At 54.2% G+C, this 14,466-nt stretch carries 13 protein-coding genes; 6 read left to right on the top strand and 7 right to left on the bottom strand.

Annotated elements, in window-relative coordinates:
* Positions 1–73: 73 nt before the first annotated feature.
* The 3 genes from J9253_RS20815 (at position 74) to J9253_RS20805 (ending at position 3,677) form a co-directional block, all read left to right on the top strand.
* Positions 74–2,419 (top strand): response regulator, encoded by a 2,346-nt coding sequence (locus tag J9253_RS20815; RefSeq protein ID WP_210222715.1) that lies wholly within the window; start codon positions 74–76, stop codon positions 2,417–2,419.
* A complete protein-coding gene (locus J9253_RS20810; protein WP_210222714.1) occupies positions 2,400–2,729 on the top strand; it encodes an Hpt domain-containing protein in 330 nt (109 codons plus the stop codon). The genes J9253_RS20815 and J9253_RS20810 overlap by 20 nt, the downstream gene beginning before the upstream one ends.
* A 93-nt stretch (positions 2,730–2,822) precedes the next feature.
* The gene (locus tag J9253_RS20805; protein WP_210222713.1) at positions 2,823–3,677 is read left to right on the top strand and encodes a LysR family transcriptional regulator; all 855 of its coding nucleotides are present in this window, start codon (positions 2,823–2,825) and stop codon (positions 3,675–3,677) included.
* On the opposite strand, the gene J9253_RS20800 is transcribed toward J9253_RS20805, so the two are convergent.
* Positions 3,678–4,010 carry a TusE/DsrC/DsvC family sulfur relay protein gene (locus J9253_RS20800; RefSeq protein ID WP_210222712.1) on the bottom strand — a complete coding sequence of 111 codons (333 nt, stop codon included), beginning with the start codon at positions 4,008–4,010 and terminating at the stop codon, positions 3,678–3,680.
* Between the two features lie 126 nt (positions 4,011–4,136).
* A complete protein-coding gene (locus tag J9253_RS20795) occupies positions 4,137–5,819 on the bottom strand; it encodes a nitric oxide reductase activation protein NorD (RefSeq protein WP_210222711.1) in 1,683 nt (560 codons plus the stop codon).
* A 16-nt stretch (positions 5,820–5,835) separates the two neighbouring features.
* On the opposite strand from J9253_RS20795, the gene J9253_RS20790 reads away from it, so the two are divergent.
* Positions 5,836–6,528 carry a Crp/Fnr family transcriptional regulator gene (locus tag J9253_RS20790; protein ID WP_210222710.1) on the top strand — a complete coding sequence of 231 codons (693 nt, stop codon included), beginning with the start codon at positions 5,836–5,838 and terminating at the stop codon, positions 6,526–6,528.
* Here J9253_RS20790 and J9253_RS20785 read toward each other — a convergent pair.
* The 4 genes from J9253_RS20785 to J9253_RS20770 all read right to left on the bottom strand — a co-directional run bounded on the left by J9253_RS20785 (position 6,525) and on the right by J9253_RS20770 (position 9,845).
* On the bottom strand, positions 6,525–7,310 hold the full coding sequence (locus J9253_RS20785; protein WP_210222709.1) for a CbbQ/NirQ/NorQ/GpvN family protein: 786 nt from the start codon (positions 7,308–7,310) through the stop codon (positions 6,525–6,527). The two genes, J9253_RS20790 and J9253_RS20785, sit on opposite strands and share 4 nt — an antisense overlap.
* Positions 7,311–7,424: 114 nt before the next feature.
* Entirely contained in the window at positions 7,425–8,969 is a 1,545-nt protein-coding gene (locus tag J9253_RS20780; RefSeq protein ID WP_210222708.1) for an ATP-binding protein, read from the bottom strand.
* A gap of 29 nt (positions 8,970–8,998) precedes the next feature.
* Positions 8,999–9,241 carry a cytochrome C oxidase subunit IV family protein gene (locus tag J9253_RS20775; protein ID WP_210222707.1) on the bottom strand — a complete coding sequence of 81 codons (243 nt, stop codon included), beginning with the start codon at positions 9,239–9,241 and terminating at the stop codon, positions 8,999–9,001.
* A 4-nt stretch (positions 9,242–9,245) separates the two neighbouring features.
* Positions 9,246–9,845 carry a cytochrome c oxidase subunit 3 family protein gene (locus J9253_RS20770; protein ID WP_210222706.1) on the bottom strand — a complete coding sequence of 200 codons (600 nt, stop codon included), beginning with the start codon at positions 9,843–9,845 and terminating at the stop codon, positions 9,246–9,248.
* A gap of 112 nt (positions 9,846–9,957) precedes the next feature.
* On the opposite strand from J9253_RS20770, the gene J9253_RS20765 reads away from it, so the two are divergent.
* Positions 9,958–10,623 carry a Crp/Fnr family transcriptional regulator gene (locus tag J9253_RS20765; RefSeq protein ID WP_210222705.1) on the top strand — a complete coding sequence of 222 codons (666 nt, stop codon included), beginning with the start codon at positions 9,958–9,960 and terminating at the stop codon, positions 10,621–10,623.
* Between the two features lie 14 nt (positions 10,624–10,637).
* A complete protein-coding gene (locus tag J9253_RS20760; RefSeq protein ID WP_210222704.1) occupies positions 10,638–12,551 on the top strand; it encodes a TonB-dependent receptor plug domain-containing protein in 1,914 nt (637 codons plus the stop codon).
* A 66-nt stretch (positions 12,552–12,617) separates the two neighbouring features.
* Here J9253_RS20760 and J9253_RS20755 read toward each other — a convergent pair whose 3' ends face one another.
* Complete coding sequence (locus J9253_RS20755; RefSeq protein ID WP_210222703.1) at positions 12,618–14,393, bottom strand: nitrite reductase; 1,776 nt, start codon at positions 14,391–14,393, stop codon at positions 12,618–12,620.
* Positions 14,394–14,466 lie beyond the last annotated feature (73 nt).

Raw genomic sequence — 14,466 nt, 5'->3', positions numbered from 1 at the left:
ATGAACATCACTATACATCGGATACTCCGACCTTTAAGTTCGCCTTTCAACCTTGATGGTCAAATTACCCACCATGCGTATTATCAATAAGTTGTGGACTCTACAAGCGCTCGACAGTGCGGTACTGATACTCTTGCTGGGCATCATCACACTCTTGACCTGGCTCAGCCTGACTGACGTGGCGCTCAAGACACAGCAAAACCTGCAAGAATCCACCACATCCCTGCAAACTGCCCATGATTCCTTCCTGCGACAGGTCAAACTGGAAACACTGATTGATCACCAGCGCCAAGCCTTTGACACCTTGAATGAGGCGTTCTTCAAATTCACCCTGAACCCTAACAATGACGCTAAAAACCGGCCAACCATCCACAAACTAACGGATGAATTGCGCCAGCACAGTCAAGCCTTGCTGGCAGACTGGCCTGCGGAGGGAAACCCTACACTCAAAGATGACTACAAAAACACCGTCGGCGCAATGACCCGTTTAGCAGATGAAATTGACGATCTATCCCTTGAGGACTGGCGGCGCCTGGCAATAGATGCCCACGACACCGCTAACCATGCACGGCAATTAATGGAAAACATTGAGGAGTTGGACAATCACAGCGGTGAACGTATCAGCGTTGCTATCCAGCACTCTATACACAGTAATGTAGATAACACCACCCTGATGGCCGAACGCCTGGATAGCATCAAGCACAATGCCTTATGGGTAACGCTACTACTCATGGTTATCCTGATTATCAGTCGGATGTACTTTTCCACTCGTTTCCAACACATGACTAAAACCGCCCAAACAGCGCAACAAGTTGCTGAAGAAGCACTGAAAACCAAAGCCCGTTTCCTCGCCACCATGAGCCACGAAATCCGCACCCCCATGAATGGCGTCATCGGCATGACCCGCCTGCTGATGAATACCCCCATGAGCAAGAAGCAAACCGATTTCGTGGAAAGCATTCACCTCAGTGGCGAACACCTGCTCACCGTCATCAATGACGTGCTCGACTTTTCCAAAATCGAAGCAGGCAAACTCGACCTCAAACGCGAACCACTGGAAATCCGCGCCTGTATCGAAGAGGTGCTTAACCTACTCACCTCCAAAGCGCTGGAAAAAAATCTGGAACTGGCCTACGCCGTTGGCCCTTCTATCCCACTGTTTATCGAAGGTGACATGGTACGGCTACGGCAAATCATGACCAACCTGATCGGCAATGCCATCAAGTTTACCGACAGCGGTGAAATCACCGTATTCGTGATACCGCGCAGCCACAAAGGCCATGAATACGAGCTGGAATTCCAGATCAATGACACCGGTCACGGTATTCCGGCTGACCGGCTCGACAGCATTTTTGAGCAATTCAATCAGGCAGACAGCCCACTCTCACGCCACAACGAAGGCACCGGGCTAGGGCTAGCCATCTCACGGCGGTTGGTCAATATGATGGATGGGGAAATCTGGGCAGAAAGCACCATCGGCACCGGTAGCCGTTTTTACTTCACCATCAAAACCCGTAAGGCAGAAGGCAAACTCAAGCCCTTCCTTTACCCCAATATCCCAGAAATGCTTGGCAAGCGTATCCTGATCGTAGAAAACAACCCAGCTAACCAACAAGCGCTGCAAGACTTCTGCTTTGGCTGGGGAGCCATCACCGAAGCCTATGCATCCAGCAGCGAAGCCATCGCGCGTATTGCAGCCGGGCACACCTACGACATCTGCCTTGTCGACAGTAACCTGCCGAATGCCTCCGTCCTCGATTTCGCCAAATACGTGCGCAGCCGCTACAGCAAACAGGAGCTGCCGCTGATTCTGGTTGCCCCACCGAATGACCCGCATCCCAAAGACATTGTGCGCGAACTCTTCAACCTGTACCTGACCAAACCCATTACCCGCAGCCGCCTGTTCGACAGCCTGATGACCGTACTGGGCAAACTCAACCTCACCATTACCCGACCCGAACAATCCCGGCTCAAACTGGGCGAACGCTTGCCTCTCGCCATCCTGCTGGTAGAAGATAATCCCATTAACCAGATAGTTGCTGCCTCGATTCTGGATGAAATCGCCTACAAAGCTGATATTGCAGAAAATGGCCTAGAGGCACTCACGGCACTGCACAAAAAGGCTTACGACATCATCTTCATGGACATGCAAATGCCGGAAATGGACGGGCTGGAAGCCACCCGCCGCATCCGTGCCGACTTTCCACCTGAACGTCAGCCTATCATCGTTGCAATGACAGCCAATGCCATGGATGGCGATAAACAAGAATGCCTCGCAGCGGGCATGAACGATTACATCAGCAAACCCGTTTTACCCGAAGCCGTGGAAGCTGTGCTGGAACGCTGGTGCAATACACTCCCAGTGGCAGCAACCCAAGACAATACCCAGGAAAACACCTATGAAACTACTCGCACCTGAAGCCTTACAACACCTGCCTGCGGCTATCCTACCGCGCCTGATCCAGATGTTTGGCAGTACCACACCACCGCTGCTGGCAGACATTCGCCACTATGCAAACGACACCAACTGGCACGCAATGGCACAAGCCGCCCACAAACTGAAAGGCTCTTGCGTGGGTCTGGGAGCCGAACCGATGGCGGAGATTTGCAAAACGTTGCAACACAAGGGTGAGCAGTCTGACAACACAGGCATCAGCGCCCTGCTGGATGAACTCGAAACGCTTTACCCGGCAACATTGTCAGAACTACAACAAAATCATTTGCCTTGACACCGGAATTGGGTTGACATCGCGTTCAATTACCCGTTCCGGTGGCGGCGCTACCCGCTGTCGATTCGCTGATCCCGGTGTATAATCACCGGCATGGATATTGATCAAGTTCGCACCTTTCTCGCCGTCGCCGCCAATGGCAGTTTCATTGAAGCGGCATCGCGCCTGTATGTCACTCAATCGACCGTCAGCGCCCGCATCCAGAATCTAGAAACCTACCTGCGCACCAAGCTGTTTGTGCGCAACCGTTCCGGCGCGACCCTGACCCCGGCGGGCAAACGTTTCCTGCGCCATGCGAAAACCTTGTTGCTGACGATGGAACAGGCGCGGCATGACGTGGGTTTACCGGGGCGTTACCGCGCCAGCCTGACCATTGGCGCACGCATCGCGCTGTGGGATGCGGGTTTCTTACCCGAATGGGTCGGCAAAATGCGCACGCAAATGCCAGATGTGTCGATCCGCAGTGAAATCGGTTTCGAGGAAGATCTGATGCGTCGCCTGATCGAAGGCACGATAGACATTGGCCTGATGTATACCCCGCAGCACAGCCCCGGCCTGCAAGTGGAATACCTGTTCGATGAAACTGTGGTGCTGGTCGGCACTGACCCCGACAAGCCGTGGCCGGATGAAAACTACGTGTACGTCGACTGGGGGCCGGGGTTTTATGCCGAGCACAGCAACCATTTCCCGGAACTGGAACGCCCCGCGCTACTGGCGAATATTGGCTGGCTGGCGGTGCAACTGGTGCTCAAGAACGGCGGCTCCTGCTTTTTACCCCAGCGTATGGCAAACCAGCTTGTCGAGAATGGCAAGCTGGCTTTTATCCCTGACAGCCCGCGCTTCCGGCTGCCCACCTATGCTATTTACCCCACCAATATGGAAACCGGGGAATGTCAGCAGGCACTGACCGCGTTGCGGGAGTTGGTAGTGGAGATGACGCCCCAATAATCAGCCCGTGCTCCAGCCACGCGGGCGCTGCATCCCGGCAATCTTGCAAGTCTGTTTCACGTAGCCGTAAGGGAACAGGTGAAATACCTGCTGTTTGGCTGCTTTTTTGTCGATGCCCTGCTCTTCCGCCATGTGGCTGACAACGTGGCGCACATCCGGGATGATTTTGTGTTCTTCCCAATAATCCCTGACGAATTCAATGATCGGCCAATGCGCTTCCGTCAGGTCAATGTTTTCTTCGGCAGCCAGTTCCGCCGCAATATCATGACTCCAGTCTTCGGGGTTGACGAGATAGCTTTCTGCATCACGTTCCAAGGTTGTATGGCTTAACATGATGTGTCTCCTCTTCGGGTTGCGATTTTCTTATTCAATAGGCTAACGGCAGGCAATCTATTTGTATAACGATATTTTTTGGCACTTAATATCGAAAAGTCCGATTTAACCACAAGGGATATAAGCCTAGCGCCCCGTTAGCAAGGCATACAACTGCGGCAGTTTCTGCGGCAACTCTTCCGCCTTTTTCACCAGCACCCAGCCGTTCTGCCCGAACAGACGCGGCAAATAATCTTCCGCCTTGTCGTCGATGGTGACACAAAACGGTTTCAAACCCTTACGCCGTGCTTCCTGCAAAGCCATGCGGGTATCTTCCAGCCCATAACGGCCTTCGTAAATGTCGAGGTCGTTGGGCTTGCCATCCGTCAACAGCAACAGCAGCTTTTGCTGCGACGGCTCTTTTTCCAACAATTGCGTGGCGTAACGGATCGCAGCGCCCATACGGGTGTAATAACCCGGTTGGGTAGCCATAATGCGCCCGCGTACCTGCCCGTCATAACGTTCGGTAAACTTTTTCAGGTGGTAAAAACGCACTTTCTGGCGGTTAAGCGAGGAAAACCCGTACAGCGCGAAACGGTCGCGGGTAGCTTGCAAGCTTTCCGCAAACAGAATCAGCGCATCGCGTACCACATCCACCACCCGCGCCTGATTGCTCACCCAACTGTCGGTGGACATGGAAAAATCCGCCAGCAACAAGCACGACAAGTCGCGCCCCTGCTCGCGGCAATCGCGGTACACCATCGGCATATCCATCTGCCCGCGTTGGCGCTCGGTGAGGTGCAGGATGTAACTGTCGGTGTCGAGTTCTGCCCCGTCCTGCTGGTGGTTGCGCCATTCGCGGCGGGGTTGCAAGGCTTCAAAACGGCGGCGCAGCTTGCGGGCGTGCGCTTGCAAACGGGCAGGCAATGCCTGTTCTTCTGCCCCGCGTGGCAACATCACTTGCAGACGGCAATGCTCGGGAAGCAGGCGTTGCTTGCGATAATCCCACTCCGGCAGCGGGATGCCCTCGCTTTGCGGAATGTCGTCGTATTCGGCGGAGGGCAAATCCAGATCGAGCTTGATTTTGTGGGAACTGGCCTTGCGGTCACGCGCCACGGTGATCACATCCATATCCTCGGCGGCGCGGGCAGCATCATCGTCGGGGTCATCGTCACTGGTGCGGTCAACCGGGGTGTATTCCGTCCACGAAAACAGGCTTTCGAGGCGGAACATCATCAGGCCGCTGTTACCATCGGGCATGTCAGTGCGTTCGGCACGCTGGCGCTTGGTGCTTTCTGCACCGGGCTTGCTGGCGGGGGAAGTTTCCGGCGGGGCGGGTTCTGCCAAAGCAACCGGGGAAGTGGATTGTGGGGTGTTGGGTGGCGGTATCAGGGTCAGGGGAAGTTCGGTGGCTTCGGGGTGTAGCGCTTGCCAGGCGGCGAGGAGGCGGTGGTAGCGCGAGGGTGAAGAGGGCGTATGCAATACATCCCTACCGCTCCCCAATACCGCCAGCCACACATACATGTCGCGGTTTAGTTCGCGTTGTGGGAAAAAAGCAATGCTATCAGGCAGGTTCAGGCTGTCCGCATCACGCCATGCCGCGCTGGTTTTCAGCCCGGTTCCGGCAATGCGTTGCATCAGGCTGCGCGGTGCATCGCTGGCCACAGCGGTACTTTGGCGGATTTGCAAACCTGCGTCGCCGCTCAAGGCGCGTACCACAATACCAAGTGTTTTACGCATTTCATCCAAATCAACCCGCGCTTGTGGATAGTCATGGTTTACACTACGTGTTACCCATTTGTGCCAAACTTTACCAACCCATTCTTCCATCGTTACACTTCACTGCATGAAATTTGATAATTACACCCTGACTGTTTTGCATCGCTCGCCGCTGTTCCGGGCGCTGGAACCTGACCAGTTCAATACGCTGGTGAATTCGGCGCACCTGTACACCTTGAATGAAGGCGAATTGCTGTTCCGGCAGGGTGACCCGCTGAAAGAGGTGTTCGTCAATATCAAAGGCTTCATGAAATTGTTCCGCCTCACCCCCAATGGGGATGAAAAAGTGGTGGACATCATCTCCCCCGGCAGCAGTTTTGCCGAAGCCGTGTTGTTCATGGGTGGGCGGCAGTTCCCTGTCCATGCTGTCGCGCTCAAACCCGCTGTGGTTGTGGGCATCAATGCTGCACAATACGAACACATGCTGCGCTCCTCCGTTGACCTGTGCTTCGGCATGATGGGGCTGATGAGCCGCCGGATGCACTGGTTGCTCAACGAAGTCGACCGCCTGACCCTGCACAATGCCACTTTCCGCCTGGTTATCTGGCTGCTGGAAATGCGTTGTAGCGACCCTGCTTGTAACCGCATCGTGCTGGATGTGCCCAAACACGTGGTCGCCTCGCGCCTGTCGATCAAGCCAGAAACTTTTTCACGCATCCTCAAACGCCTGACCAGCCTGAAACTGATTGCCGTCAATGACCAGCACATCGAGCTGCTGGACGTGGGCGTGCTGGAAGAAATGATCCGGGTGGAGCTTTAAGCAAAAAACGTTTGCACCACTTCCATCAATGCCTCCACCGTCTCCGGGTCATCGGTCAGCGGCTCGACCAGCGCGGCACGGCAAGCAGCCTGCGGCTCGAAGCCATCCTGCATTAGCGTGGCGGTATAAACCAGCAAGCGGGTGGAGGCGGATTCTTCCAGATCGTGTTCTTTCAGCACCCGCAAGGCATTCGCCAATTTCACCAATTGCGCCGCCAGTTTGTCGTCTACCCCAGCTTCTTGCGCCACAATACGTGCTTCGAGTTCCGGCTGGGGGTAATCGAAGCGTAACGCCACGAAACGCTGGCGGGTAGACGGTTTCATGCCCTTGAGCAAGTTCTGATAGCCGGGGTTGTAGGACACCACCAGCATGAATTCGGGCGGCGCGTGCAAGGTTTCGCCAGTACGTTCAATCGGCAGGATGCGGCGGTTGTCGGAAAGCGGGTGCAAGATCACGGTGGTATCTTTGCGGGCTTCCACCACTTCGTCCAGATAGCAGATTGCGCCTTCGCGTACTGCACGGGTCAGCGGGCCGTCGTTCCAGTAGGTTTCACCGTCGCCAATCAGATGCCGCCCGACCAAATCCGCTGCACTTAAATCATCGTGACAGGCAACGGTGTACAGCGGTCTGCCCAGTTTAGCTGCCATGTGTTCGACGAAACGGGTCTTGCCGCAACCCGTCGGGCCTTTCAGCAATACCGGCAGTTGGCGGCGGAAAGCGTGTTCAAACAGGGTCACTTCCTGCGCTTGTGCCTGGTAATGGGGGATTGCTCCAGTTTCCATCAATGCTCCACGGGTAACAGATAGGGTAGTTGCTGAACTCATAGGTCACAGATTATGCGGGTGTCGGAGAAGAGACCTTGATGCAGGTCAAGGGTATTGGAGCACTGCTTTGGGTTAAATTACCGTTTCCTGCACCCAATCATCCACAGTTTTAGTTTCACTGCTAAAGTTGATGCCAACCAATACTTTGGTGCGTGGATCAGCGCGGTATGCCCCCGCATAATCACGCGCCTTGATCTGTTCCATTGCCACCTGCGCGGTTTTATCTAGCTTGAACTCAAGGATATAAAGGTGGGTCGGGGTTTTTACCACGCAATCAATACGCCCGGTGCTGTCGTTGACTTCAGCCTCGGCATACTGCCCCAGATAGAAAAACGTCAGGTAAATCAGGCTGTGGTAATAGGCTTCCCGTTCTTGCAGGAAAATGTGTGAGGGGATTTTCTTGAATACGCCCTTGATAAGTTCAATCACCGCTGGCAAATCATTGCGCTGAAAAGCTTTATGCAGTTTGACCACCATTGGCGTCGTGTGCGCAGGTTCTTCGTGTGCCCATTCTGCCATCAGGTACATCAACATGGATGCCTGCACTTCACGGTTCGGGTAGCCGAGCTGGAACAAGCCATATTCATCGCGGCTTTTCAAGGTCAGGTAGCCCGTCTGGAACAGCACCGGAGTCAGTTGTAAGCGTTCAAGGTCATAATTCCCCAGCGCCAGTTCATCCACCTCCATATCGTCTACCCGATAGACGCCTTCACTGCGCATCAGTTTGGGCAGGAAGGTGGGCGTGCCGGATTCAAACCAGAAATTACGAAAATCTTGCGCCTGAAAGAAGCTCAAAATGGAATACGGGTTATAAACGCGGCTGCGTAAATCCCAGCTATAGCCGTTGTACCAATGGCGGATTTTTTCCAGTAATTCGTCACGCTTCAAGCCGAGGTAGCTTTCAGTAGCAGGCAGGTAAGGCGTGAAATAATGCTCCAGTTCTGCCTGTGTGTAGCCCAGCAACGTGGCGGCACTGCGATCCATCGTCAGGTCAAACAGGTTATTGAGGTCGGAGAAAATCGACACCCGGCTGAATTTCGACACACCCGTGATCAGCAAAAACTCCAGATACGGATCACTGTCTTTGATTACCGAATAGAAGGTTTTCATCGTCTGCTGATTGGCTTTGGCCTGTGAAATATCATCGAGGTAATCAATCAAGGGCTTGTCGTATTCGTCGATCAGCACCACGACTTTGCCGTGTTGTTTAGATAATTCCTCCAGCAACTCACCGAACATTAAAGCGATGCTAACAGTGTTGCGTAACGCAATGCCGTAGCCTGTCGCAATTGACTGCACTTCGTTTCTGAGTGCCTCTTCCAGCCCAATATTGCGGTAGCCAATGCTGGCAAAAGAAATATGCACTACCGGATGTACCTTGCCCCAATCCCACTGATCTTCGATCCATAAACCGGCGAACAAAGCGCGGTGGCCGCTGTAAATTTCCTTGATGGTGGAGAGTAGCAACGATTTACCGAAACGGCGGGGACGCGAGAGGAAAAAATACTTCCCCAAACCCAACACCTGATGGATGGCTTTGGTTTTATCCACATAAAGGCAGTGACGGCTAATCAGTTCCTGAAAAGTCTGGATACCAACGGGAAGTTGTTTCAGCATGGCAGTGGCCTGGTTCAAAAGCGATGAGCTTAGGATAGCATAGCCAAAAAAATCAGACCCAACACCAATACCAACCAGCCATGCACCAGCGCCCGCCACAACAGCGCCACACCGCGTAGCCCCATGAAATCGGCAATGATGAAATGGCCTTTGATAAAAACCGAAGCCAACAACGCCACCACCAACCCTTGCCCGCTGTACCCAGCCTGCCCTGCCCACCATGTCAGCAAGGTCAAACACACCAGTAACGCCCACACTAGCCATGCTTTCATGCCATCACCTCATCACATAGACCAGCGGAAACAGCACTACCCACACCAGATCGACCATGTGCCAATAGGATGCGCCGGTTTCCACCCCGGTGTGTTGGGTGGCAGAATAGTCGCCGCTATGCGCTTTCCACGCCACTGCCAACAGGATCACCATGCCCATAATGACGTGCATGAAATGGAAAAACGTCAGCGACAAATAAAACATGTAGAACGTATTGGTGCTCAGGCTGATGCCCTGCCCAAACTTGTCAGCAAATTCAATGCTTTTGAGGATAAGGAACAACAGCCCCATTCCCGTTCCTGCCAGTAACCAGTTACGGCACAGGGCTGCCTTGCCCGCCTTGATCGCCTGCACAGCCAGCACCACAAACAGGCTACCCGTCAGCAAAATCACCGTATTCGCCGCGCCAATGTCACGGTCAAGGGTTTGCTGGTAGTGATTGAACAATTCCACATTGCCGCTACGGGCAAAGGCGTAAGAGGCAAAAAACACCGCAAACACCAACAATTCGGCAAGGATAAAAATCCACATCGCCAAGTCCCCCGGCAGGGGGGCAAGGCGACGGGTTTCGGAGGAAACAGGTAAGTCAGTTGTTGCATTCATGACAGGCAGATTACGACTAGCCTGCGCGACGATCCTTGATGCAGGTCAAGTCGCACCCGCCACCAAACCCGCTATAACGGTATCCATTGGGTGTTTCACAGGAAAATCGCTCGTGCATGACCGACTATCAGCCTTTGACTGCTTTACATGCTTGCCGCCAGAACAGCGCCAACATTTGTTACACAATGCCCACCCCATTAGCGTACCCCGACTGCAACGCTTAGTAGAAATCGAGGATCAACAGGCATGCGTATTTTGCCTGACAGCAGGCCGCATCAGGCTTGGCATTATTGCCAATAACGGTCACGAACGCACCATTGACGTAGTATTTCCCGGTGAAACCTTTGGGGAAGCCGGTATTTTCCACCCCCCTGAAGCCCCCCTTTATGCGCAGGCAATAATACCGTCAGATTTGCTGTGCATCAGCCGGGAAGCCATCCTCAGCGGCATCCAGCAATGGCCGGAAATGGGCAGCGTCTTTCTGAAACTGGCTTGCGCACGTATCAACCAATTACTCGCGGGCATGTACATATGCTGTTTGCGTAACGCCCCTCAGCGGGTCAACGATTATTTACTGCAAAACGCCCACCCTGTCGGCAACAGCCGGGTTCAGGGCGTGGTGTCATTAATTGCCAGCAAATCGGTGGTCGCATCCAGCCTAAACCTGACCCCCGAAACCTTTTCACGCGCACTCCACAACCTGTCTGAAAAAGGCTTGATCACCGTGGAACGCACCTCTATTCACGTCCATAACCTTGAAAAACTGCGGCGGCAGTGAGGAGATACTGACTTATGCATAAAAAACTACTGATCATCATGATCGCCAGCAGTTGCAGCAACCTCTGGGCAGACCAACCCGATGACTTGGGGGAAGTCACCGTCACCGCCACCCGCGCTGAAATCAAAACCAAACAAGCCCCCAGCAGCGTCACCATCGTTACCCGCCAAGAAATTGCCCAGCAAGGCAGTGACAACGTGCTGGATGCCATCCGGGGCACGCCGGGTGTCAGCCTGCAAGGCGTCGGTTCCGGCGGACGCAAAACCATCAGCCTGCGCGGCATGGAAAGCAAACACACCCTGCTGCTGGTTGACGGCAAACGCCTGCCCGCCAGCAACGATGTCATCGGCCCCAACACCGACTACCAGTACGACTGGATTCCAGTGGAACAGATCGAACGCATCGAAGTGGTACGCGGCCCCATGTCAGTCCTCTACGGCTCCGACGCCTTGGGCGGCGTGATCAATATCATTACCCGCAAACCCGGCGAGCAATGGGCAGGTGATGCCAAACTCACCAGCCGCAGCAGCACCGATGATGCCGGAGGTGACGGTCATGACGCCGAATTCAACCTCAGCGGCGGGGTAGGCGACAAGCTGCAACTCAGCATTGGCGGGCAACAATCACGCCGTTCTGCCGTTGCCAGCCAGCTTGACCCGCGCCAATCCGCCATCGAAGGCAAGGAAAAACAACAACTGTCCCTCAGTGCCGATTGGCAACCCGCCGCAGGCCACACGATCAAACTGGAACACAGCGCCGGGCAGGAAAACCGCTGGTACAACACCGTTACCCGCACCAATACCCCGTACCAAAGCAGCTACGACATTGACCGCCAGCAAACCTCACTGGGCTGGAAAGGCTCACTCGGTAAAACGGTTTCCTCAGTGCGTGCCTACCAAAGTGATGTAGACATCATCAACCATGCCACCGCGCCCGGCACAGCCACCGACCCGCAAAAACTGCAAGACACCGTGGTAGAAGGCAATACCCGCTTTGCCATCGGCGACAAACACTTCATCACCACCGGGCTGGAACACCGCACCGAGCGCCTGGAAAACCCCAAACTGACCGGCGGCAAGGCTGACATCACCCTCAACTCAGCCTACCTGCAAGACGAAATCGAAGTATCGCCACGCACCCATGTCACCGTAGGCGTCAGGCAGGATGAACACGACATCTTCGGCGGCGAAACCAGCCCGCGCGTATCCATCGTCCACGATGTCAACGACAAGCTAACCCTCAAAGCCAGCTACGGGCACGGCTTCCGCGCCCCCACCATCAAACAGGTTTCCCCCGGCTACGCCTTCCAGACCGGCAAAATCCTCATCAAAAGCAACCCTGACCTGCAACCAGAAACCAGCGATGCGCTGGAACTGGGTGCGAATTACACCCACGGCAAGCTCAATCTCAGCGCCGCCGTGTTCGATAACAAGGTCAACAACCTGATCGACACCCGTCTGGACAAAACGCTGGCAGGCGGGGTACAAGAATGGGTTTACGCCAACACCGACACAGCCAAACTGCGCGGGGCTGAGCTTTCAGCCGACGTAAACGTGCGCAATGGGCTGAAACTGAACACCAGTTACCAATACCTCGACGCCAAAGATGGTGATGGTCAACGGTTGGATCGCCGCCCCCGCCACACACTGTCCACCGGGGTTGAATGGGAAAAGCATGGCTGGAAAACCAACTTGCGGGCTGAACATCTGGCTGACCAGATCATTGCCTCACCCACCACGGGTGTCATGGCGGCTGCACCCCATTACACCCTCTGGAATGCCGGGGTACGCAAAGCCGTCAACAAGCATCTGGAAGTCGGTGTGGGAATCGAAAACCTGACCGATGTACGGCTGGAAGAAAAATCCACCGTGTTCCGGCATGAAGAATATCCACGCACGTTACGGCTGGAACTGAAAGGGAATTTTTAGGGAAGCCTGAAGGAAATCCTCCCCCGCCCCCTCCTTTTTGCAAAGGAGGGGGCAAGAGCAAGATGCTTAGTAAACGTCGTTCACGGTGTTGTAAACGTTGAATTTACCGGTTGGGGTAATCAGACGCTCGTCCTTGATAACCTTCTTCAACTGACGGGTCTTGTCATCAATCACGACCAAGGCAGATTTCTGGTTTTTGCCATTCCATACGGAAAGCCAGACTTCATCGCCCGCCTTGTTGTATTCAGGCTGCACCACACGTTTGGGGCCTTCGCCCAGATCAGCCCATTCGGCGATCGGCAGAACCTCGTATCCCTTCTCGAGATTCTTGATGTCAAACACTGCCACGGACTGGCTGAGCTTTTCATCCGGGTTCAAGCCAGTATCGACCCACAGGTTGGTGGATTTTGGGTGCGTCTTGATGAAGAGTGAACCACCACCCTGCCCTTTGAGGGTTTCCACCACTTTCCAGGCATTATCTTTATGACCTTCAGGGTCAGTGCCGATCAGGGTAATTTTTTCGTTACCCAAGGCGCTGGTTGCCCACACTGGGCCAAACTTGGGGTGAATGAAGTTTGCGCCACGCCCCGGATGCGGAATTTTATCGACATCAATCAAAGCAGTCAGCTTGCGTTCTTTAGAGTCAATGACTGCCACCTTGTCCGACTGATTGGCAGCCGTCAGGAAGTAACGGTGGGTGGCATCCCAACCGCCATCATGCAGGAAAGGTGCTGCTGGAATGGTGGTAACACTCAGGTTATCCACATCTTCGTAATTGACCAGCAACACCTTGCCGGTTTCCTTGACGTTGACGATGAACTCAGGGTGTTCATGCGAAGCCACAATCGCTGCCACACGCGGTTCTGGGTGATACTCTTGCGTACCAACCACCATGCCACGGGTAGACACAATTTGCCGGGGTTCAAGTGTATTACCGTCCATAATCACGTACTGCGGTGGCCAATACGAACCAGCAATCGCAAACTTATCTTCATAGCCTTTGTATTTGGAAGTATCCACTGAACGGGCTTCCAACCCCACCTTGATCTCGGCGACGGTATCAGGCTTTTCCATCCACAAGTCGATCAGGTTGATCCGCGCATCGCGCCCGATAACGAACAGGTAGCGACCTGAAGCTGACAGGCGGGAAATGTGCACAGCGTAACCTGTCTTGATGATATTGATGATTTCCTTGGTATCACCGTCAATCAGGGCAATTTCCCCCGCATCACGCAATGTCACCGAAAAGACATTCTCAAGGTTGTACTGGTTCATTTGCTTGGTGGGGCGGTCTTCCGGCTTGATGACCATTTTCCAGCTATCCTTCATATCCTTCATGCCCCATTCCGGCGGCAGCGGTGGCTCATGCTGGACATAACGCGCCATCATATCGACTTGTTCCGGCGTTAAATCACCGGATGTTCCCCAGTTGGGCATTCCCGCAGGCGAACCATAATTAATAAAGGTTTTGAGATACTCCGTACCCTTGGTGCGGGTAATATCCGGGGTCAACGGTTTGCCAGTCGCACCTTTGCGTAACACCCCGTGACAACCTGCACAGCGCTCGAAAAAGATTTGCTTGGCCTGATCGAATTCCAACACCGTCATCGGCGGGCCTTCCGTGGTGATCATGTCTTTGGTGGATTTGGGGTCAACAGCGGAAGGCGCACCTTGGTAAGCACCTTCAGCCTTGCCCATGTGTTCCTTGCTATCTGCCTGTGCTTCTGCCTTGTGGACAGCCGCCGGATCTTTAGGGTCAGTCACTGCCGGGGTTTCGGCATGGACAATCGCGGATGCTGACAAAATAGCAGCAATCACCAGACTTAATGACAACTTTTTCATGGAAACGCCTCCCGTTCCTTGCGTGTAAGTAACCTCAACTAGGTCATACTGCTACGCAGAGTGGGGTTATACC

The sequence above is a fragment of the Thiothrix litoralis genome, assembly GCF_017901135.1.
Taxonomy (GTDB): Bacteria; Pseudomonadota; Gammaproteobacteria; order Thiotrichales; family Thiotrichaceae; genus Thiothrix; species Thiothrix litoralis.
Note: the sequence above shows the minus strand (reverse complement) of the source record. Positions and strands in the feature narration are given on the sequence as shown.

Coding starts and splice junctions, on each gene's coding strand:
- J9253_RS20815 (WP_210222715.1), top strand. CDS start 74: ATGCGTATTATCAATAAGTTGTGGACTCTACAAGCGCTCGACAGTGCG.
- J9253_RS20810 (WP_210222714.1), top strand. CDS start 2,400: ATGAAACTACTCGCACCTGAAGCCTTACAACACCTGCCTGCGGCTATC.
- J9253_RS20805 (WP_210222713.1), top strand. CDS start 2,823: ATGGATATTGATCAAGTTCGCACCTTTCTCGCCGTCGCCGCCAATGGC.
- J9253_RS20800 (WP_210222712.1), bottom strand. CDS start 4,010: ATGTTAAGCCATACAACCTTGGAACGTGATGCAGAAAGCTATCTCGTC.
- J9253_RS20795 (WP_210222711.1), bottom strand. CDS start 5,819: ATGGAAGAATGGGTTGGTAAAGTTTGGCACAAATGGGTAACACGTAGT.
- J9253_RS20790 (WP_210222710.1), top strand. CDS start 5,836: ATGAAATTTGATAATTACACCCTGACTGTTTTGCATCGCTCGCCGCTG.
- J9253_RS20785 (WP_210222709.1), bottom strand. CDS start 7,310: ATGGAAACTGGAGCAATCCCCCATTACCAGGCACAAGCGCAGGAAGTG.
- J9253_RS20780 (WP_210222708.1), bottom strand. CDS start 8,969: ATGCTGAAACAACTTCCCGTTGGTATCCAGACTTTTCAGGAACTGATT.
- J9253_RS20775 (WP_210222707.1), bottom strand. CDS start 9,241: ATGAAAGCATGGCTAGTGTGGGCGTTACTGGTGTGTTTGACCTTGCTG.
- J9253_RS20770 (WP_210222706.1), bottom strand. CDS start 9,845: ATGAATGCAACAACTGACTTACCTGTTTCCTCCGAAACCCGTCGCCTT.
- J9253_RS20760 (WP_210222704.1), top strand. CDS start 10,638: ATGCATAAAAAACTACTGATCATCATGATCGCCAGCAGTTGCAGCAAC.
- J9253_RS20755 (WP_210222703.1), bottom strand. CDS start 14,393: ATGAAAAAGTTGTCATTAAGTCTGGTGATTGCTGCTATTTTGTCAGCA.